General features: G+C 41.4%; 12 protein-coding genes, 2 tRNA genes and 2 pseudogenes. 9 read left to right on the forward strand and 7 right to left on the reverse strand.

Translation table 11 applies throughout. The features are described 5' to 3' along the window. Window positions 1-86: 86 nt before the first annotated feature. Window positions 87-1,405 (reverse strand): annotated as a pseudogene (locus tag V7K56_RS19560) (SUMF1/EgtB/PvdO family nonheme iron enzyme). Between the two features lie 215 nt (window positions 1,406-1,620). Between V7K56_RS19560 and V7K56_RS37165 the strand changes: the two are divergent. The 3 genes and pseudogenes from V7K56_RS37165 to V7K56_RS19575 form a co-directional block, all read left to right on the forward strand. Beyond that, window positions 1,621-1,782, forward strand: a pseudogene (locus V7K56_RS37165) (DUF6888 family protein); the annotation flags it as partial. Then, window positions 1,779-2,048 (forward strand): DUF6887 family protein, encoded by a 270-nt coding sequence (locus V7K56_RS19570; RefSeq protein ID WP_334912673.1) that lies wholly within the window; start codon window positions 1,779-1,781, stop codon window positions 2,046-2,048. The pseudogene V7K56_RS37165 and the gene V7K56_RS19570, both read left to right, overlap by 4 nt. Then, window positions 2,045-2,296, forward strand: coding sequence for a type II toxin-antitoxin system RelE family toxin (locus V7K56_RS19575; RefSeq protein ID WP_334912675.1), 252 nt, complete (start codon window positions 2,045-2,047; stop codon window positions 2,294-2,296). The genes V7K56_RS19570 and V7K56_RS19575 overlap by 4 nt, the downstream gene beginning before the upstream one ends. Window positions 2,297-2,659: 363 nt before the next feature. On the opposite strand, the gene V7K56_RS19580 is transcribed toward V7K56_RS19575, so the two are convergent. The 3 genes from V7K56_RS19580 to V7K56_RS19590 all read right to left on the reverse strand — a co-directional run bounded on the left by V7K56_RS19580 (window position 2,660) and on the right by V7K56_RS19590 (window position 4,597). Continuing rightward, complete coding sequence (locus tag V7K56_RS19580) at window positions 2,660-4,261, reverse strand: TROVE domain-containing protein (protein WP_334912677.1); 1,602 nt, start codon at window positions 4,259-4,261, stop codon at window positions 2,660-2,662. A 37-nt stretch (window positions 4,262-4,298) separates the two neighbouring features. Then, a tRNA-OTHER gene (locus tag V7K56_RS19585) sits at window positions 4,299-4,422 on the reverse strand. A 45-nt stretch (window positions 4,423-4,467) separates the two neighbouring features. Beyond that, window positions 4,468-4,597, reverse strand: a tRNA-OTHER gene (locus tag V7K56_RS19590). A gap of 560 nt (window positions 4,598-5,157) precedes the next feature. Here V7K56_RS19590 and V7K56_RS19595 point away from each other — a divergent pair. After that, window positions 5,158-5,880: a hypothetical protein gene (locus tag V7K56_RS19595; protein WP_334912679.1), complete on the forward strand. Its 723-nt coding sequence runs from the start codon at window positions 5,158-5,160 to the stop codon at window positions 5,878-5,880. 351 nt (window positions 5,881-6,231) lie between these two features. Here V7K56_RS19595 and V7K56_RS19600 read toward each other — a convergent pair whose 3' ends face one another. Next, complete coding sequence (locus V7K56_RS19600) at window positions 6,232-7,392, reverse strand: quinone-dependent dihydroorotate dehydrogenase (RefSeq protein WP_334912697.1); 1,161 nt, start codon at window positions 7,390-7,392, stop codon at window positions 6,232-6,234. Window positions 7,393-7,406: 14 nt separating this feature from the next. After that, complete coding sequence (locus V7K56_RS19605; protein ID WP_334912681.1) at window positions 7,407-7,739, reverse strand: hypothetical protein; 333 nt, start codon at window positions 7,737-7,739, stop codon at window positions 7,407-7,409. Window positions 7,740-7,872: 133 nt separating this feature from the next. On the opposite strand from V7K56_RS19605, the gene V7K56_RS19610 reads away from it, so the two are divergent. From V7K56_RS19610 to V7K56_RS19630, 5 genes are all read left to right on the forward strand, one after another. Then, window positions 7,873-10,794 (forward strand): GAF domain-containing protein, encoded by a 2,922-nt coding sequence (locus V7K56_RS19610; protein WP_334912683.1) that lies wholly within the window; start codon window positions 7,873-7,875, stop codon window positions 10,792-10,794. A 615-nt stretch (window positions 10,795-11,409) separates the two neighbouring features. Next, window positions 11,410-12,327: a hypothetical protein gene (locus V7K56_RS19615; protein WP_334912685.1), complete on the forward strand. Its 918-nt coding sequence runs from the start codon at window positions 11,410-11,412 to the stop codon at window positions 12,325-12,327. Between the two features lie 20 nt (window positions 12,328-12,347). Next, window positions 12,348-15,095: a tubulin-like doman-containing protein gene (locus V7K56_RS19620; protein WP_334912687.1), complete on the forward strand. Its 2,748-nt coding sequence runs from the start codon at window positions 12,348-12,350 to the stop codon at window positions 15,093-15,095. A gap of 30 nt (window positions 15,096-15,125) precedes the next feature. After that, on the forward strand, window positions 15,126-18,182 hold the full coding sequence (locus tag V7K56_RS19625) for a hypothetical protein (RefSeq protein ID WP_334912689.1): 3,057 nt from the start codon (window positions 15,126-15,128) through the stop codon (window positions 18,180-18,182). A 1,083-nt stretch (window positions 18,183-19,265) separates the two neighbouring features. Next, a complete protein-coding gene (locus V7K56_RS19630) occupies window positions 19,266-20,084 on the forward strand; it encodes a PEP-CTERM sorting domain-containing protein (protein ID WP_334912691.1) in 819 nt (272 codons plus the stop codon). A 1,018-nt stretch (window positions 20,085-21,102) separates the two neighbouring features. On the opposite strand, the gene V7K56_RS19635 is transcribed toward V7K56_RS19630, so the two are convergent. Continuing rightward, the gene (locus V7K56_RS19635) at window positions 21,103-21,351 is read right to left on the reverse strand and encodes a hypothetical protein (RefSeq protein WP_334912693.1); all 249 of its coding nucleotides are present in this window, start codon (window positions 21,349-21,351) and stop codon (window positions 21,103-21,105) included. Window positions 21,352-21,553 lie beyond the last annotated feature (202 nt).

Below are 21,553 nucleotides of genomic sequence, written 5' to 3' on the forward strand. Positions count from 1 at the left end.
CGTCACCTTCCTCGCTGGTTCAGGTCTGGACTCCTTAATGTACGCTCTATAAATTCCCATTTACCGACTCTGACTTTGAGGAGTACTCATGCCACAGCTACCGCAACCAACCGAAAACCCACATCTGCAACTACCTCATAACCCTCATAGCCACTAAGGACGGAGCCGCGAAAGTCAAAGCTGCGAAAATCGCGCGAGCCGGAGTCACGTCTGGCAGACCGAGAGTTCCGAGCATAGGAAGTGAACGAACCGCCACGGAGCAACTTTATGATATTATTTTTATCATTTATCCACGCACTCCCATCTCTCGGTGCGTCTAAGTAATTATTGTTGTATACATCTTGACACCATTCCCATACATTACCATACATATCATATAAACCGAAAGAGTTCGCCCGAAATTTTCCGACATCTGTTGTTTCTCTACGATATTCACCTTTGCGTGCAGAGCCATAGGGAAAGTTACCGTTATAGTTGACTAAATCTGTGGTAATTGTTTCGCCAAAATAAAACGGGGTAGTCGTCCCAACGCGACAAGCATATTCCCATTCGGCTTCGCTGGGCAATCTGTAGGTTTTTCCTGTCTTCTGGCTCAACCTTTTACAAAATTCTACTGCATCATCCCAACTCACCCTTTCTACAGGTCGTTTCTCACCTTTGAAATAGGAAGGATTCGTTCCCATAATTGCTTGATACTGTGCTTGAGTGACTTCATATTTACCCATGAAAAACCCAGGTACTTTTACTTGATGCTGTGGACTTTCATTTGATTCTCGTTCGGCTTCTCCTTCTGGTGAACCCATCGTAAAGGTTCCCTGTAGTATCTGCACCATTTCCAAGGTGACACCATTCCCCAAGTCTTCAACAAAATATTTCGCTTCTCGGTTGCTGCGGTTGGTGATTTTTCCTTGTGCATTCACCGCCACTGTTTCAAATGGAAAGGTTTGTAAATTTATTCTTTGTAAAGAAGAAAATAGACGCTCTCCTACAATTGCCAAACTGAACCCCGCAACTGTCCACCCCACATTTTGAATCACCCGACGACGTGACAGGTCTGCTGGGGGTTGGGGTTTCGGTGCAGGCGGTGACGGTGGTTGTGGTCGTTGCGGTTGTTGTGGTGTCATTGGACTAAATAAAATTCACCCTGTTCTTCAAAGTGGGCAAATAATCGCGGTATCTGGTCGCTATCATTTCCTAAGCAGTATAAAACTTGGGCTTCGCTATCAAATAATTTTCTAAAGATTTGTAATATTGTTGGGTCGGAGTTGGGTTTGAGGTGTTTGACTACACACTTGGGATGGTTAGGTAAGTCTAAGTCTTATGCCAGGTATGTGTCACCAAACCCTCCGCTTCCTAAGAGGTTGATAATTTTGTAGCGATTTCGGAGAATTTCGCCTATTAGCATCAGGTTTACCCAACAGGAGGATGAATTACGTTAATTCTGCCAAATTTAGCACCTATAGAGCAATATATAGTACATTTGTATGGTAAGAGCGAAGACAATAGTTCCATTTCTCACCAATTCGGCGGCTAGCTATTTTAAAGCGAATTGATTTCTTGTTTATTTTTTTACAGAACGGGAGTGGTAGCACTAAATAAATTATGTAAGAGCCGACGGTAGAGCAAGCAAAAGAGCTTTTTAGGGTTTGCTACCAATTGACCAATATGTATTGCTCAATTCACATAGTGAGAATAAATGAAACAACTAACCGTATTTACATACTTGCGGGAGAAGACACTCAACTAGAAATATTTCCAAATGGGAAAGTGAGATACTTATGAACAAGCCGAATTTTCAAGCGATGACTAAGCAAGAATTAAGAGCTTATGTGCTGGAACACCGAGACGAACAGGAGGCTTTTTCTACATTAGTCGATAAGCTTAAAGAAGAACCAGGAATTGAAATTACCTCAATGGAACAGTTGCATCAATTAATTGAAGCAAAACGCGACAAAGCCGATGTCAGAGATGCTCACGTAGCATTAGAAAAAGCATCACAAATCGGTACAATATCTCTTGAAAATCTCAAAAGGGAGATGGGAGAGTGAGTTATAGAGTAGAAATTGTAAATACAGCTGTGCAGCAAATCAAACAACTGAATTCGCAAGTGCAGCAGCAAGCGATCGCGAAGTTAGAAGAATTGGCATTAAATCCACTTCCACAAGGAGTAAAAAATCTCGAATCTGAAGGAAATTTGTATTTAGTTATTTTTGATAAATATCGTATTGTTTATCAAATACAGGAAGAAGCTTCGCTAATCACAGTTACGAAAGTTGCTCATCCAAAAGATTATTGATTTTTTCCAAGTAAAACTTGATGAAGAATTCAGCAATTCCTGAGTCAGAATAATACATTGTGCTTCTGAATCAAGTCCGATGTCTACGACGGGCTGCGCCTACGCATATCGAAGACACCCTACTCTTACCCATCGCTGAAATAGAAAAACGACCATTCAAAAATTAAATCGCTTTCTTCTTTGCGTGAGGTAAAAATCAAAAACAAAGGCGGGTGCGGGGATTGAACCCGCTAATCCCCACAATGGTGGAGACGTAACCGATAATCCTAAATTCTTCGGCCCCGAAAGGCAAGTTGCGAACAAGGATAACCCGCCATGAAGTATGAAGGATAAAGTTTTTCATCCTTTACCCTTCAGCAATATCTACAATTCACCCGTAGCCAGCATCTGGATGATCCGAGGTGTACCTGGGTCGAACCCTGCCAAATCCCAAGACAGCGAATCTTCAGGATCTACCAAAGTAATTTGGTAAGGTGTTAAGGTGACATACACCGCCTTGACATTGGGATTTACCTTTTTGCGGTACTCCTTCAGTGCTTGACTTGGATGCTTATACCCAGCCCAGCTTTCCGAGTCAGTCCAAAAGCAGACTACATCTGCTTTGAACTTATTCTTAATCATCCAGTCATAAGCTACAGACGCATCCGTTCCACCGAAGTTTTGATTGCTAGCTTTGCGAACCGCAGAACTAAAACTATCTTTGGCAGTGATACCCAATTCTCGGAATTCGGTAGCAAAACCACGAATCATGTAGTTTTTCTCTGCTTTTGCTGTCACCAGTGCCATTGTCGTGGCAATTTCACAGCAAGTCAGTCCCATATCTGCAACCATACTACCCATAGAACCAGAAACGTCTACGGCGTGCATGAATACTTTACCTGTGGGTTGCACAACATCAAAAGACAGTTCAACCGCCTTTTCTAAAATGTCTACAATCCGAGGAACTGGGTTCCAAGTTTTCTTACTGCGTCCTAATCTGCCACCAGATTGATAAGTTTTGAGTGCTTTCAAAACATCAATTGGATGGATGCGACCTTTACGCAGATGTTCTTTGTTGTTAAGAACTGCTTCTACTCGCAGCAAGTTGACACTTTCATCTGTTCGCAACACACCCAGTTCAGTTAAAGAACCCAAGTTACGCAACATTGCAGCTATTGGCATTTCCTGAAATAGTAGCTGCCAAGCAAGCTTATCCATTTTGCCCACTGGTGCAGCCATTTCGTGAGTTAAACGTCCTTGAGAAATAGCTTCATGGGTTTGGGTTGGATTCCGTTTCAGCCACTCGTACCACCAAATCTGCGCCAATGCTTCTGAGGGGATATCTGCTGGCAATTCTTCCCAGCCTCTAACTACCCACTCAAATAGTTGACGGTGATTTTCTGTAGGCGGTTTAACATGGAATAACCGCAACGCATCTCGGTGGGAGAAACCTTGACGCTGTTGATATTTCAACAACTGATAAGCTAAACCTTTGACATCTTCCCTTGAGAGCCAAGTTTTACCAGCTTCCCGTACAACTTTGCCAAATCCCCGCAGAGATTTGGTGTAGTTCAGCCATTCGTAGAAGTGGCTACCAGTGCGGACAACTTGCGGGAAAATTTCACCAAACGCCTGTTTTGCTTCTGATGCTTCACCCATTGATAGCAATACTAAAGCCAAGATAGGCGCACTGTTGTTGATGGCGCGTCCATCGCTAGCATAAAGAATTTCTTCTGCTACCCGGCCAGGATTTTCGGCAACAGCTTGTCTGACAACTGTCACAAAATCCTCAGTTAATTCCTGTTTTTCAGCATAGTAAGTGCTTTTTGCTGTGCCAACCAACAGACAGCGACGCAGCATTTTCCAAATGCCAGCATCAAACATCCAGCCACCGGAACGTCCTTTGATCATCTCAGCTTCTCGGCCGGGGATAGGCTGATTTTGTGGTGTTGTAGTTTTCTTTTTAGTGAAAAAATTGTAATTCATCGCTTCATCTCCCGGCCCTTGCGGGCAAAAATGAAAGGTGGCGGAGCGGGATTTGAACCCGCGACCTCTCGAACCCTAATCGATAACCCTAATTCGTCGGCCTTTACAAGCAAGGGGTGAACAAGGATGTTTAGCGCTCTACCAAACTGAGCTACCCGCCACATGAAAATTTTGAATTTAAATTCAATCCAAAATCTAAAATTAATTGGTGTAGTGGAGCGGGAATTGAACCCGCGACCTCCCGCTTGACAGGCGATAACCCTCAATTCATCGGCCTTTTCAGGCAAGGTGTGAATAAGGATATTTAGGCGCTCTATCCACTGAGCTACCCACCACATATAAATTCAAAACTCAGCATTAAATTTGCTGTAACGAAGTAGGATTTTTACCTACACCTCCAGAAGTTTGATCGGGGGTGTTTTAGTTATATGCGATAACCCTCGATATGTCGGCCCTTTCGGGCAAAGTGGGCGCTCTGCCATTTGAGCTATTCGCTACTGGTGAAAGCTAACTTTCTAGTGAAAGTTGACTTGTATTATTAATGTAGTGCATGTATTATATTTTGTCAAGGGTCTGGCAAGCTAATTTAGAATTATTGCTTTGCAAAGAAAAGTCTGAGCGGTATAAGTAAGCCGCCGCTTAGAATTTCGAGGGATATTATCTGAGATGTATTGCCATCGCTCTCATCACAACCCCCTTATTTTCTCTGGTAAAAAACTTTTGCGCGATCGCAAACCAATGTTAGATAAGCAGAAGGTTAATAAACCTATAACACCTACTGAGTAAAGATTTTGCCGACAAATTTGCCGCAACTTTGCCAAAAGATACAAAAAAGTGTCCCAATTTTTGCCAATATAATAATATTATTTCCCAAAATTCACTTGGCAAAAATCGGCATGAGTGAGAAACCCATAGAAGATAACGGTAAGGCTTTTCTCGTTTTACTTTTGCCCATCTCGTTTTTGATTATTTTCCTAGTTGCCACTTGGAGAATTTTACTGGCGGTAATTTTGCTGGTAATTGCCTTCAAGCTTTGGCAGGAATATCAATGGCAACAGTGGACTCATCGAGTTAACCCAATTTTTCATCAATTGGTTCGTGAAAATCAGGGCAGACTTACGCCAATGGACTTGGCAATCAGGGGCAATTTTCCTGGAACAACAGCAAAACGCTACTTGGATACTAAAGCCTCGGAATTTGGTGCCAGTATAGTTAACTCTGAAGAGGCAGGGCAGTCTTATTACTTTATAACTGCCAGCATTCTTGGCAATATTCTTGATAGTAGTGAGCCAGTTAAAGAACTTCCGGCTCAACCAGTTACTAAAACAGCGCGTTCGCTATTAGCACCACCAACTACACAGGAGGAAGAACCAGAAACCGAATCACTCCCACAGCAAACACATGAGGAAGCTAAACTATCGCTGGAAAAACAATTAGTTTTTGGCTCTCTGATTCAATCTGAACTTGCGAAACGGCTCAATGTCTATTCCAGCACGGTTTATAAACGGCGCAACGATCCAGAGTTTCCTGAGTGGAGTCGCAGCAGAGACCCTGATGGAATTGCCTGGTCATACTCGGAAAAAGCTAAAGAGTTTTTCCCACTGGAAGAAGAAGGTTGAAGGAGGCAGGAGGGGAAAATCATCGCTTGATTCGACCTAGAATGATTTGGTAGCCCTGAACGAAAGTTCAGTGTTGTTGTCTTAAACCCTTGCTTCCTCTGATCGCAGCAATTATAAAGTACGGGCAGTCTTATACCAATTCGCAATGACGCTCTCTACGAGACGCTAAAAGCGAACACAGACTCGCTCTAAGCGTTCGCGTAGCGTCTCGTAGAGAAGCCATGCCGTTCGCGTTAGCGTCTCCTTTAGGAGAAGGCTTTACGCTGCGCTAACGCAATTCGCAATTGAAAAATTTAGATGCAGCAAGGCAATCCCTGCTTACATCTGTTGCCTTATTTTAGAGAATTGGTATTACTCCTGCCTCCTGCCCTCTGCCTCCTGCCTTCGTTGGTTTTTGAATTCTAAACCTACAGCTTCGTTGATGGAATTTAATCCGCTTTGTTCTAGCTGGGAAAGTAAACCTGCTAAAATTCGGCGTACCATCAGCGGCCCTTCGTAAATCCAGCCTGTATAAACTTGGATTAAGCTAGCACCAGCAGTAATTTTTTCCCAAGCATCTTCACCAGAAAAAATTCCACCCACACCAATAATCGGGATTTGTCCTTGAGTTTGCTGCCAAATAAAACGAATTACCTCAGTGGAGCGATCGCGTAATGGTTCACCACTAATTCCGCCAGCTTCATCCTGGGGTGATTTCCCAGTTTGGTCAATCACTTGGGTTTTCAGTCCATCACGGCGGATAGTGGTGTTAGTGGCGATAATTCCCGCCAGTTGGTAGGTTTTAGCAAGAGTTATGATGTCAGCGATCGCTGACCATGATAAATCTGGTGCTATCTTGACAAAAATTGGTTTTTGTGTATTATTTTCTTGTTGTAATAAATTCAAGATGGCACTGAGCATAGAAGCATCTTGGAGCGATCGCAACCCTGGTGTATTGGGAGAAGAGACATTAACAACAAAATAGTCTCCCAAATCTTTGAGTAAACGAAAACTATCGAGATAATCTTTTGCGGCTGCTTCTAGGGGAGTTACCTTAGATTTACCCAAATTTATCCCTATGGGTATTGATCGGGTTAACTCATGCTTTTCTTGTGCTAAACGTGCCGCCATTGCTACTGCACCACTATTATTAAAGCCCATCCGATTGAGAGCAGCTTTATCCAACGGTAGGCGAAACAAACGGGGACGGGGATTTCCTGGCTGTGCATGAAAAGTTACAGTTCCTACTTCTGCAAAGCCAAAACCCAGGTTAGACCAAATGCCAGCAGCTACTCCATCCTTATCGAAGCCAGCTGCTAACCCTACAGGATTCGGAAAGTTTAGCCCAAACAAATTTTGTTCTAGGCGGGAATCGTACAGACATAAGGACTGCTTTAAGCGTTGGTTTACCCAACTAGCAGGAGTTTGCGATAGCCAATTCAAACTGCGAATCGTCTGCTGGTGTAACCACTCTGAATCAGTTTTTACTACATTGAACAAAAGCGGACGAATAGCAAGTTGATAAATATCCATTTCAATCCTTAACACTACGCGAATTCGCTAGAGTGCCGCGCTTCCTCTTTAGCTTGTCGGAGTTCTTCTTTAGCTTGTCGGAGTTCTTCTTTATCTACCCGCACTTTTTCAGCAATCTGCCGAGTTTCTTCAGCAGAATTTCTCATTTCTTCAGCAATCTGCCGTATTTCTTCGGCAGAATCTCTCATTTCTTCAGCAATCTGTCGCTGCTCCTCTTGCGAGAGCCTGGTATCTTCAGCAATCTGTCGCTGCTCCTCTTGTGAGAGCCTGGTATTTTCAGCAGACTCTCGCTTTTCCTCTGAGACTTGTCTTTGCTCCTCTTGAGCATCAGATGTAGTTTCGCCCATTTTCCTAGCACTCTATAATCTAACTTTAACGAACCTGTTACCTACAACTTTTAGCAAACACCTGTGGCAATATTACTCAGGGTGCTTTTCTGGGCATCTTATATATTACAAGTTATGTTAACCAAGAAATCAGATGGGGCAGCCGCAAAAACCTATAGCCGCCGAACAGCAAATCCTCTCTTTGGGGCGCGTCCTCCAGAGCCTTAGAGAAGAAGATGATGTTGACGTTCTGATTGAAACTACTATTTCTTATCTCAAAGAAGAGTTTGACTACAAACTGATTTGGATTGCTCTTTACGATTGCCTGAATCACATATTATTTGGCAAAGGAGGTATCACACCCGATCGTGACATGAGCTTTTTACGCCAAAGAGTTGTTCTTAGTCCTGGGGATTTATTAGAACAAGTAGTAATTGAACATCGTCCTTTAGGCGTAGCTGATTTGCAAACTGAAATCCGTGCCGCCGAATGGCGAAAAATTGCCGAAAAATTCCACATCCAAGGAACGATTATTTTACCAATTCGCTACAAAGACCGTTGCTTGGGTTTGGTATTACTGGGTTCAGAACGCTGGGGCTACCTACTGACAGGAGAAACAAAAGCACGTTTGATGATGGTTTTAGGTGAACTAGGGGCAGTGCTTTATCAAAATGAAATGTATAAGCACCAAAAGCAAACCAGGCGAACCGACGAGCCATTATTAGAATTGCTAGAAAATTTACGCACCCTCAGTAACCTGAATCAAAGACTTGAAGTAGCGGTGCAAGCAACTCATAAATTTGTCTCCCCCAACCGGACAAATGTTTACTGGTTTGAGCGGGAAGGGCGCTACTTTTGGTGTCGAATGAGTAATCAGCTAGTCAAAATGGATCGCAATTCTAGCAGTCAACAAGCAGCGGGAATGACTGTACAGGACTTGAGCGATTTTTATTATGCTTTAGCAGTTAACCAAATAGTCTCGATTGGTGATGCCCGCAGTTCTTTAAAAAGCCATTTTACGGCAAAATTGCTGCAACGCTTGAAGGTGCGATCGCTCCTAGCAGCTCCGATTATCTGGCAAAAGAACTTAGTCGGTTTTCTGGCGGTGGAAAGCAATGAACCTCGCATCTGGACGGACACAGACAAAAATTTTGTCCAGGGTGTTGCTGGTTTAATCTCCCTAGTTACACCTACCGAAAGCATGGAAAGCACTATTAAACAGATTCAAGAGGATGCCCAACTGACTAGCCAAGTTGCCCAAGGTATCTATAGCGAACATGACCTTCAGGTAACTTTACACAGTTGTGCTAAAAGAGTTTTAGCTCGATTAGGTGCTACGCGCTTTTTACTGTTACAGTATGACTCTGAGCAGAAGAATTATCAATTTACTTACCAAAGTCAGCCCCATAATCGTCGCCCGTTGACATTTACCCTGCATACTCTCAAAGAATTAGATGGGCAGCTTTTGGAAAGTTCAACTCAAGCGGTGGAAATTGAGAACTTAGATGAAGATTTACGCTTTTTTAACTGGCGACCCTCGTTATTAGAGAATAATGTGCGATCGCTACTTGTTTGTAAATGCACTCACGAACATATACCAGCAGCACTTTTGGTGATTACTCATGAAAGCCATCGTTCTTGGACAACTCTAGAAAAGGAATTGCTGTGGGCGGTCAGTCAACAGATTGGTGTAATTGTTCGTCAGTGGCAATTACATCATCACACCACCCAGCAGCAAAAAACTTCCCAGGCGTTTGAGCAATGCTTACGCATCTTGACACAATCCCAGAACAGCATTGAGGTCGAAAAAAAGTATTTAGAAGCTGCATCTCTCGAACAAATAGCATCAATTTTGGGTTGTCCCTTAGCGCTAATGCTATCCTGGGTACCTGGTGAAACTTGGGCAGAAATTATTCCTGGAGTGATTGACAATAGTCAATTTGGGATTTTTTCTGATACATCTATTTCTATCCAGGCTGAAGCCTTAATTCAGTGGGCACTTGCTACAGAGACTTACCTGACTTTGAAGGTAGATAATTTACCTCCAGAAACCCGGAAATGGTTGAATGTTCCAGACAAAAGTCAAATTTTGGTAATGGCATTACGTACAACTGCTGATTATGAAACCACTGGTGTAGTGTTGCTAGTAGACTATCAACAGCGTCGTTGGTCAGAACAAAACCTCAGTGCAACAGCAACTCTGATTTCTCAATTAGCCTGGTGGCGTCGTGAAAAGCAAATTATCCGACTTTTGGAATCCACAACACAAGAATTACGACAACTTAACTGGTACAAACATCGTCGCCTAGAGGAAATTCAAAGAATAACGGCGCACTCCCTTAAACAAATACATGATTTGGGCATTCCTGCAAATGAACTGACTCAAATGCGCTACCAGCTATTGCTGCGGCAGTTAGATTATACGGCCACCTCTATGAGTGGAATGCTAAAACTTGAGAACTGGCAGCTACATATCAGTTGGGAAACTATGCCCATAGCCAGTTTACTGAAGCGATCGCTCGAACGGATTGAAAATTTACTCAAACAACAAAAGCTGTGGATTGGTGTACATGGTTTGGGACAATCAATTGACGAGCAAGAAGCGCCCAAAAATTCTTTATTAGTTAGAGGCGTTCCTACCTCCAGCGCTCAATCTGCAATGGCGATCGCTGGTGATATTGTCAAAATTGAATTAGTTATCCATGAATTATTAATTACTGCCTGTAACCGTTCTCAAATCGGCAGCAGAATTGATATTTGGTGTCGCCGTTTAGATGCGTCAAAACCCTCAGATACAAAGCATTCTTCTACAAGTGGAGGAGCTGAACATCAGACATCGCTAGAATTATCAATCACATATAACGGTGCGATCGAACCACAGTTATTAACAGAACTACATGATAATACACCTAAAGATGTGCTTGCTCCTTCCAATCTTGACCAACCACCAGCTTTACATCTGGCGATCTGCCAAAACCTCATGCAAGAACTAAGAGGAGAGTTGAATTTCTATCAGTTACCAGATAATCGGGTAGTCAGTCGCTTGTTGTTGCCGTTAGCTGTTCATGATTCCTAGCACAGCTTTGCGTAAAATCGTGGTGAATTTAGGATTGAAATTTAAAAGCAGATGCACTTCGCATTCCCACAGAGAAAGTTAGTGCAGATGTACTGTAAATAATTATACTAATTAAAAAAATGCGACAGATACATACGGACATACCTTTATTATGTCTGGCTTTCTTAATGCATGAATTTTGAATTTTGAATTGGTATTACCTTGCTTGTACGAGAACTGCTATAACTACAAGCTTTAACAATTTATCTTTGCCACTGTCAAGGCTAATTAAACGTAAATATAAAATTATATTGGCAATTATCTCAACTATTTTGTATATATTTACTGAGTCCATAAAGAATTAAACAAGTAGCTTTTGATAACTTGAATATCTGAAAAATACGTGACATTTTTTTAAATAGTAGTTAACATATAACTTGATAAAACACTGATTAGCACTATTATTAATTGTAATTCTGAATAAAAATAATTAACTGGGCAAATTTTACCAAAGTTTTCTATTAATTATATTTGCAAATATTAACAAAATAAAAAATTTTAGTAATTGTTCAGTATTTAATTACTGGTTAATTATTAGAACAATATTTAATCCTTTTAGTTGCGAATCAAGCAACAGTGATTCCTGTACGTTTACAGATACCAGCAGAGGCAAAGGGGGGCGCTAATAACTTGCGCTTGGTGTTAACGAGCGCAGACCAAGCGATCGCACCAATTAAAATTGACCTACCTGTAACCATTAAGTCACAACTGCAAATAGAACCTACAAAGATAGATTTTGGCTCAATAGAAGCAGGCAAAACCACTCAAACCCAAATTTTTATAGTTCGCACCAATATATCTGGAACAGCCAGCTTACAGTTGCAAGGCAATTCCAGAGAGATTTCTGTAGCAGAACCTTCAGCAGCTATATCCTTACAACCAAAAGAAACTAGTATTCCTGTGCAGTTGCAGGTTGCTGATAGCAATTTTGAAGGCGATCGCACTTTCACCCTAGTCCTGACCCCAGATAACTCAATTGCTAGCCCTGTCAGTGCGAAAGTTCATCTGCATATTTTGATGCCATTGGGACGAAAGATAGTTATTTGGTTGCTTTTGGGGCTGCTGGTGTTGTTAATTGCTCTGATAGTAATTTGTCTGATTCAACGCAAAACGCCCTTGGAATTAGTCGAAGATTTCCGCAACCGTAACCGCTTAGAAGGAGCATTGGTAGTGCTGGAACCACTGCCACAATCATCGCAAGACGAAGAGATTAGTCTCACTCACCTACAAAAAGGCAGAGTATGCCTGAGTGATTTGATACCAGCTATTGCTGTAACAAATTCTGATGCCGAGTTAGTCACAGTTTGGCGAGCAGGCAAAAAAAATATAGATTTGCGATGTTTGAAAGGTGTAATTTTTGTCAATACTAAAAAGATAAATACAGATGAACTCTACGATGAGGACATCATTGAAATTGACAACGTTAAATTGCAATTTAACTGGATTGAACACCAAAGACCCTCTGAGCCAAGCAGTGGGCAGACAAACTTTTGAATAAAATCATAGGAAAGTGAATGTTAAGTCCCACGGTTGTGCGTCCCACGGTTGTTTTTCGTCCTACTGTTGTTATCGGGCTAGGAGGAACGGGTTATGAAGTCGTACTCAAACTTAAAAAGCGATTCATAGATGTTTACGGCTCAGTACCAGAAGTTATTCGTTTTATTTCAATTGATACTACCGAAAATATTCAAGAACGAGAAAAATCACCTGATGGCACTAAGGTTTTCTTAGAACCTAATGAACTTTATGCAATCTCTGTTGCAAATCCCCTACCGCTAACACGTAATGACCACATTGCTGAATGGTGGCCTAGAGACATTTCAGCAGCCAGCCTGATCAGTGGTGCCGGACAGATTCGGGCCAGGGGACGGCTCGCTTTATTTGCGAAAGTAGGTGATATTGACGCTTTAATTGCTCAAGCAATTAATGCTGTCCGCGAAATTCGCACTAGCAAACAAACATTTACAGATAACTTTCAAGTTTCAAATCGAGATGGTGTGGAAGTTTTTATTGTTGGCAGTTTGGCTGGTGGGACGGGCAGTGGCACATTCTTAGATACGGCTTTTTTAACACGAGGACATCTCAATAATTTTTCTAATATTACAGGGGTATTTGTTTTACCCAGAGTGTTTGCCAATATTCCCCAAACTCACTTGGTAAAGTCTAATGCCTATGGCGCTCTCAAAGAAATCGAACACTTTTGGGGATTATCACCATCTAATACCATTGAGATTGATTATGGGATCACAAAAGTCAAAGCCGATCGCCCTCCCTTTGATGCTGTATTTTTAATTGACGGCGTTAACAAAAATGGAACTGTAGTCGGTCGTCCAGACGATTTACAAAATTTAGTTGCAGATGGCTTGTACATCCAGATTGGTTCTCAAATTGGTCTAGACGCTGCGAACGTTGCTGATAACATTCGCGCTTATCTGGCAACTGGTGAAAAAGTTCGAGGACGCAATATAAATTACTGTAGTTTTGGCTTTGCTACTTTGACTCTGCCAGTACAGCAATACGAGCGAATGAAATTAGAGGATGCTCAAAGCTTGCTGAAGAATGAGTTGATGGCATCTACCCGAACACTCGATTTAGAAAGCGACATCACCCGGTTTTTAGAAGATTGCAAGTTAGCAGAAGCGACTACTGTCATAAATGCGTTGACTGAAAGCGATCGCGGCGGACAAATGAAACCCGAATTTAGAATTGGCGAAATCCGTCACGATCGCACAGCTTTACCAACCATCAAAGAACTCTATAAACGGCAGTTAGATCAATTTGAACAACGGACGGCTCAAGAATTAGGATTGAATTTTCATCGCTTACAACAGACTACAACTGCTGTGATCGCAACTTTCTGGGAACGCGGTCTTAACCGTCCCAATGGACTAGCTTATGTTTTGGACTTTTTAAGCAAACTTTCTCAACAATTAGACGAATTACAGCAAAACGTGCAGCGCAAGTCACAAGAGGCGCAATCCAGTTTCAATGCTTTGAAATTAGAACCACAAGAAGAAAAAATTAAAGAAGCCGCAGAAACTTGGTTCCCAAATAAAAACACTATTCAAGCTGCTTGCCAGAGATACAAAGAACGGGCTGACCAAAAGTGGAAGACTTATTTACATTGGAAACGGTGTGATAAAGCGGCTGAACTCTATGGTGTATTGCGGACTAAGGTAGAAGAAATCCAGGAAAAATGCCAACGTTTACATAGCAACTTAGATAAAGTTTATCGAGATTTAGAACAGAGTTATCACGAGGTCAACCGTCAAGGAAGTAACGATAATCCTTTTATTCATACTATTCAGCGCATCAATCTCCAATCGAAACGCCCCAAAGTCACTGGCGAAGATTTTATCCGTTGGTATCGAGAACAGTCTCAAACTTTAACGAATTGGTCTGATAAAAAAGCTGAAGATGTCAAGAACGAAATTCTGAAATTTGTCGATGAAGCTTACTATCCGCTCACCAGTATGACTGTTGAGGAGGTTTTAACAGATAGCAATCCCGAAGATGCAGGGCAAGATTTGCAACAACTTGGCAAACTTGCAGTTCCTCTGTGGCAGTATGAAGTATCGGAAATTCCCATTCAACAGCAGCACCTAATCACAGAATTTTATTACTACGGAGTAGAGAGTAACAACACAGTTTTTAGCAATCCGCCTCTTTCTAGTCGCTTGCCTAGAGGAAATAATAATCCTTCTTTTGTACCGACAGGCGAACCACATAAGGTGATGCTGTTTCGAGTGGAAGTCGGCGTCCCCTTATTTGCCTTCAACGGAATGAGGGATATGGAGTTAGCTTACCTAGATCCGAATAAAGTCTTTAAGCACTTACATCGCAATTGGACAAACTTAGCAAATTTAATTCCACCAGAAGACGACGGTGGGGCGTTGCGTTGGTTTGCTTTAGCCTTGGCACCCGATCCATATAAATTAATTATCAATCAGAGTAAGAAATATTTCGTTTCTACAGAACAAGCGAAAAGATTAGAAGGCGGAGTTTTGCCTTTGGGAGGCGATCGCAAGTCAGCATTTAAAGCTTTCAAAAGTAATTTACCTTTAGTCAAGGAAATTGCTCACAAAGTTGAGCGTATTACCCACGACGACCAAGACAAAGCCAAATTTACTTTGCAAAACTACATCAATCACCTCAATCAGGTTTTAAAGGGAGGCAAGGTTGATTCCCAAATTCAAGAACAGGTAGAAATGGAAATCCAGGAAATTGAAGCTTACCTGGAAGATTTAGATGTGATTATTTAGCCCCATAGTTTGCACTCTGAGAGTGTCCCCATGCCAAAACCAACTATTTTACTTGCACTCGATCCTCACAGTGCCGCTTTTTGTGCAGCCATTAAACGGCAACTGCAAGAATTTCCAGCCGCCGAAAGCTGTTTAATTCAAACTTATACCTTAACTTGGGATGGTCAAACTTTTAGTTTTAGTAGCGAGTTAGATCAGTTTGCTGACACGAGTTTTGATCTCGCTCAAACTCATAGTAAACAAGCTTATGTCTCCAAAATTCGTACCCAGTTCAGCGAAGCGACTGGCGAACTACAAACTGCACTGATTGAATTATTGAAAACGGCTAGTCAATCAAAAGAAGCGATCGCTGCGAAACGCCAAGGAGTAAAAATCAGCAGCAATCATCGAATATATCTCATGCTATCAGTTAGCAATCAATTTGCTAGGGCAGTAGTTTTTGACATAGTACGCTTAATTCGTTGGCTATTTTCTAAGTACTTTATAGATGTTCCTCACGGCTTAGAAGCTTTATTGCTACTGCCAGGGTTATTTACCCAAGCCACAACTGCTGATTACGGCGCTGCTTACACGCTCCTAAAAGAGTTAGATTACAAAATGACCAATGGCGTTGTAATTACAGGTACTCAAAAAGTACCACCTTTTGATAATTGCTGGCTAATGGACGAGCGAATTGGCGGACTAAGGGATAATTTGCCTAGCTATGCTGATGCTTTGGCAGGTTTTCTCACCGTAGAACCGGAAACCAATGGCTTATTGATTGGCGCCCAAAAAGTACGGGGGAAAATACCCGCTTACAGTTCATTTGGTTATGGAGAATTGTTTTTCGCAGGAGAAACAACTATTAACCGTTTGAGTGCTGCCTTTGCTGCCGATATGCTCATGGAGCAGTTTTTACCGAAGGCAGAATTTACTCCAGAGGCAATTCGCAAATGCCTGTTAGATGCCAAAGGATTTATACTCAGCGATGATTTCAGTAATGCTTTTCTCGGATTAGAACGAGATAACGGCAAACCAGTTTGGCAAGATTTTAATCCGCGCCTTGAGATGCGTGCTGGACAGGCTCAGGAATATAGGATGGAATTGCAGCGTGCTTATCGGCAATTTGAAAATAAAGAGCTACTTTCCTATAAGCGCACGCTAGAAAATTGTTGCAAACAATTACAGGCAACACTAACCGCCTTCTTAGACCGCACCATTAATCGCTATGCTGATGCTACACCTAGAGGCTTGCATGAAGCAACTAGGCTATTAAACATATTGACCTTTTTGTATTTGGAACTGCAAACGGATGCCATAGGCGATCAATCCCAGAATCTTGTTACAGAACTGCGTGCGGCTGAAGCATTTCTCGACTCAAGATTGCAGGTAACAATTGATAAAGAAGCTACTCAAAAGCTACTCAACCAAATTGTGTCCTTAAAATTGCGGCAGCAACAATTACAAGATACTTTAGCTGAAAGAAAGTCTGAAGAACAACTGCAAGAGCTACAAACAACTCAGAAACAGTTAGAAACGGCAATCGCTGAGTATCGCCAAGCGTTAAATGCCGAAATCGAACAAGCTCGACAAATTCGCTTTACGGCGATCGCTCGCGCTCGTGAACAAGCCGAAGCCGCGATCATTGTAGCTCAGAACCACTTGACGGCCATTGAAAATCAAATTGAAACAGCTACAGATAAATTAGATGAACTACTAACAGAAGAAAACCGTTTTCGCTCACAGTATCTAATCGTTTATCCTACCTTGGTTACTGGTGCTTTATTAGCCTTGCTGATTCTGACCGGAATTTTCAGTCAATCAACACTATGGCTACTATTGCAAAAGTTTTGGGCTAATTTAGTTAGTTATCTGCTTTGGACTGCGGTAATAATTTTGACTTACTTAGGGGTTGTTTGGCTCAAGTACAGTGCTAATATTCGCGATCGCATTCAGAAGGTTCAGAAACAAATTAAACGCCTAGAAAGCACTATTAAAGCAACCGCCGTCGAATTACGCCGCAGTTATAATGAACAATTAAAGTTAGAGTACGATTTATACGCCCAAAATCTCCGTGTCGAGGCGTTAAATTATTTGATTAAAACAGCTAAACAAAGAACTGAAACCTTACGTCAAACTTTGGCCGATTTCTCTGAGATATACAATAATTTAGTTGCTCAACGCGATCAAGCTACCACGAAGTTCTCCGAAATTCGGCTCACAGTTCTGACTGATGCGGATATTGATGCTTATTACCAAAGTTTTCTTTCCACACTACCAACAGAGAAGTTTACTCAGGAGCAGGTTAGCCGTTCTCAGTCGTGGAAAATTTCTGCTGAAGAATTTCAGAATCAACTTATGCCCTTTGCTCGCCAGCAGTTCGAGCAATTGAGTAATTTGTCTATTGGTGAAGTTTTAAAGCAATCAGATTTAATTGCCACCAATACAGCTACTCTGCGTTTGAATCAGCTTTATGATAGCGCTAATCTGTTGCTGCGAATTCAAGATATCGACACTAACTTAAACCCAACTTCTCAACGGGAGATTACCCTCTGGGTGGGAGCAAAAGATAAAGAACAAGTTTTTGCGTTTTACAGTCGCTTTAGTCGTAGTTTAACCGCCTTGGTAGCTGAAGATGAGCAGCGGTTGTGTATTTTGACTCGTTCGTTGGGCTTTCCGGCTTATTTTCTCAGTCAAATTGAGTATTATCGAGATTGCTATGAACGGACTCAAAGCGAACAAATCGAGTCAGACGAAAACGTTTTTGATTTAATTCCAGAGGAAATTGGTTCTGGTAGAGAATTAAAACTAGCTTATCAAACTCTGCTGTTAGCGATCGCTCTTGGGCTACTATCCCAACATTCTCAAAGTGATTATCAATTCAAGGGTCGGTCAATTGGTAAAGACCGAGAACAAATTGCCTTAGCTTTAGCAACTGAGTTCACCTTTCAGGAACTCTATGGAGACTTAGAAGAACGTATCGAAACATTTGAACGTGATTTTATCTACCATAAACTACAGGAATTCGGAACATCGGCCTCATATTTAAATCCTTACGAACGTAAGCTTTTAGATCATCTACTCTCAGACTATAACCCTCTGAATTAGGCATTAAATCACCTTTTTTACTTCTCTGGAAATTTAATATAGACCTAACCAGACCTAACCCAACCCCTAAAGGGCTTCCAGTAAAAAAATATCCTATCCCTGCTGGATGCTCCGCGAACGTAGTTCGGCAAGACCTTGCATTGGTGTCAACTTAACGTGAAAGCTAGCCTAGAACCAGATTTTAGATATTGTCTCGTTGTCTCGTTCCCAGTTTCCGACTGGGAATGCCGTCCTAGAGGCTCCGCCTCAGACTTGCGGCAGAGCCGCAATCAAGTGCATTTCCAGCCAAAGGCTGGAAACGAGGTTTGAAAAGGGTTTTAGCTTAAGTTGACACCAATGAATACCTTGTGCCTCCAGTCAAATATTAAGTCATAGACTCAATAAATGCATTCTCATACCAATTTGCAATCATATGTAGTATTTCTCCCCCTGCCTCCCCTGCTTCCCCTACTCCCCCTGCCCGCCAAAACTAATATTTTTGAACGCAACTCGGTATCTAGTTTCGGACTGGGAACGAGAAAAGTCTTATCAAGCTAGGTTTTTAGGACTTGTGCGTACACCGTAGCTTTTTAAGAGGCACTAAAGGTGATCTTTAGACTATGCACTTTAACCGAACCGTATTGCTACTAATTTTGACTTCGACAATTGGTACAGACGATCATCGCTTGATTTTACAGTGACTTCCTTGCTCATCAAAGGATGCTTTGGCAACAACATCACTTATGTCAACTCCTCCCTACCTGAATCCTTACGTAAATACCAATAAAAAAACTCTCCGTTTCACTCAAACTTTACAAGAAACAAATCGATCACGGTTAGTATAAGTATGTAACGAATTACCGAGTGCACCTGATTTACAACTAAATCACTGATGTGGTTATTACTGAATTGACGGTGCATAAATGGTAAATAAAATTTGTTCTTAAAATAGAAGATTTCTTCTGCATAAGACAAAAACGGCTTGAGAATTTTCCAAGTTGTCCATCATGCTTGCCTATATTTTACTCCTGCTCATTAGCAAGGAGTCAGTAAGCATGAAAAATTTACAATCCTAACATGATAAAAGTAAAAAAGAGTAATTGTATGAAAGAATACATCAAAGTTGTAAAGCGTTTTTTGACACTAGCTACTCCAGCGATCGCTACTTCGATATTGGCTACCTTACCGAGCCAAGCTGCTACCATTGCATATTCTGAGTCAAAATTCAACATCAACAACTTTAGTAGCAACCCTTTAGATGTTAGAACTTTGACTAATACTGTGACTACAGCAATTAGCACAGGTGGTCAAGTAACTGCTGATGCTAACGCTGAGGCTAAGTTTAATATCGATGCAAACAACTCTGCCTCTAATTTGTCCTTCAGCCAAGCTCAAGGTCAGGGTGATGGCTATACAGGGTCGGCAGAAAGCTTGGCTGCGATTATCGGTTATGATTTTATAATAGACAAAGAGTTTTCTTTTGATTTCAGTGGCTTATTTAACCTTAAAACATCCATTGATGATGCACTGACTGAACGTGCAAATGCTCGTGGAGAGTTCTTATATGAGTTATACGACAGCGATACTGGTAATCTTTTGGACTCTTTCAAGATTTCTGGAAATTTATCAACTATAGGTAACAATGATGCTTTTGTATTTGAACCGAGTAGTAGCATAACTCTTGATTCAAGTCAGACTTCTATTAATAAATCTTTTGGCGGAACACAGGAATATGCTTCGACTAGCTTTAAGGGTAAATATTCCCGTACTTTCGATAAGTCAACTCGTTTAACTTTAATAGAATCTAAGAGTAATCAGGTGAGTGTCTATACTGTCCCAGAACCCTCAACAATTCTAGGTTCGCTGTTTAGTTGCACTATGTTTGCTGCTGCCTCGATGCGTAAGCGTAAAAGAGCTTCTTAGGCTGCGTTGTTGGTTAATAAGGATTTAAGGTCTGTTTAGTATGTTTGCACTGAGGAAAGTTCAGGTGATGGATAGCGAAAGCAAAGTCACATTAATCCATCGTAAAAGTGAACTGGGTAAAAGAGACTGATAAGCCAGACCAAAACTATTCTATTCTCTGTATTTTTGGTTAATGTCGCTCTGCACAGTCTAGAAACCATAATATAGCGGTTCCCATCCAGATGCGTTACACAACTTTATATCACAAGTGTAGGGGTATGGCTTGCCATACCACTACGGGTGTAACTCACATAAACGAGAACTGCTATAAAAAAGTCTTCCCTGAAAATAAAAATTAAAGGGAAATGGCATTTATGGAAACCCCAAGTCATTAGGTATACAAATGATTTTGTGATTTTGCACCCTGATAGGGAAGCATTAAAGAAGCTATAACAATGAATTTGTCATCTCCAAAGGATTAAAGTGCGAACTTAATCCTCATCGATTACCCTGTAGAAACCAGTCATCCCCCGATTATTTGGTTTCGACTGAATGAATCGCACTTTCTAGCTGCGTTTTCGCCTTTATTAATTACACAAACACACTTACAAACGTGTATTCTAGTGGATAGTGTAATCTTGACAATTTCACTGCAACTATGAGCATTTCTGGCTTGTATGTTATGGGTTTAACGCAACCATAACTTAGAAAAATTTTCCCAAAATATTCAACTCAAGTACGGAACTGATACCAAGATACTGTGGATATAGTTTTAAACCCAGAGTACCCTTTTTATAGTTGTTATAAAACCGAGAGATAGAAGACCATGCTTGTTTTCCACGGTAAGTCTTGCCATTGAGTTAAGTTCATTAGCAAAACAAAAGTTAGCTAGCATGGTCAGCGAGCGACGTTGAAGTATCGTTTTTACCTGCTGTCTTATACTACTATATGTGGTATAAAATAGAGGTATAGAAATATTCCTAATAAGCTTTTATGGACATTGCCCATAAAAGCTTCCTACAATTTGGTTATGCCAGCTTTAGGAAACTGTTGCCGATGTATTGGCAGATGCAATAGCCTTATTACCATCAGTAATAACGCCAGCAAGAGCACCAGCAAGAGCACCTTCAATAGTACCTTTAATAGTACCGTTGCCTACTTTATAACTGCTCTTGTTAGCACCAGAATAACTAAGTGCGTAAGCAGATGCAACTCCCCCTTGTACTTGACTAAGCTCGGGAACTTTATCTTCACAAAAACTGAGATCGGAAATTCTTAATCGTTCCATAAAAAAGCTCTCTTTGAAAAACAAATGTATTGCTGAAAGTTATCAAAAACTTTCAGCAATTTTTCTACCTAAAATGCACTGTAGTACACTATAGTACTAAGGCATATTTAGCCGGCAGCAGAACTAGATGAACCGTAGCTAGCAGATAAGCTGTATTTCTTGGAGACAGCAATGGTGCTAACGACAATGCTGGTGGCAGTGA

The organism is Nostoc sp. (assembly GCF_036917535.1).
GTDB lineage: Bacteria > Cyanobacteriota > Cyanobacteriia > Cyanobacteriales > Nostocaceae > Nostoc.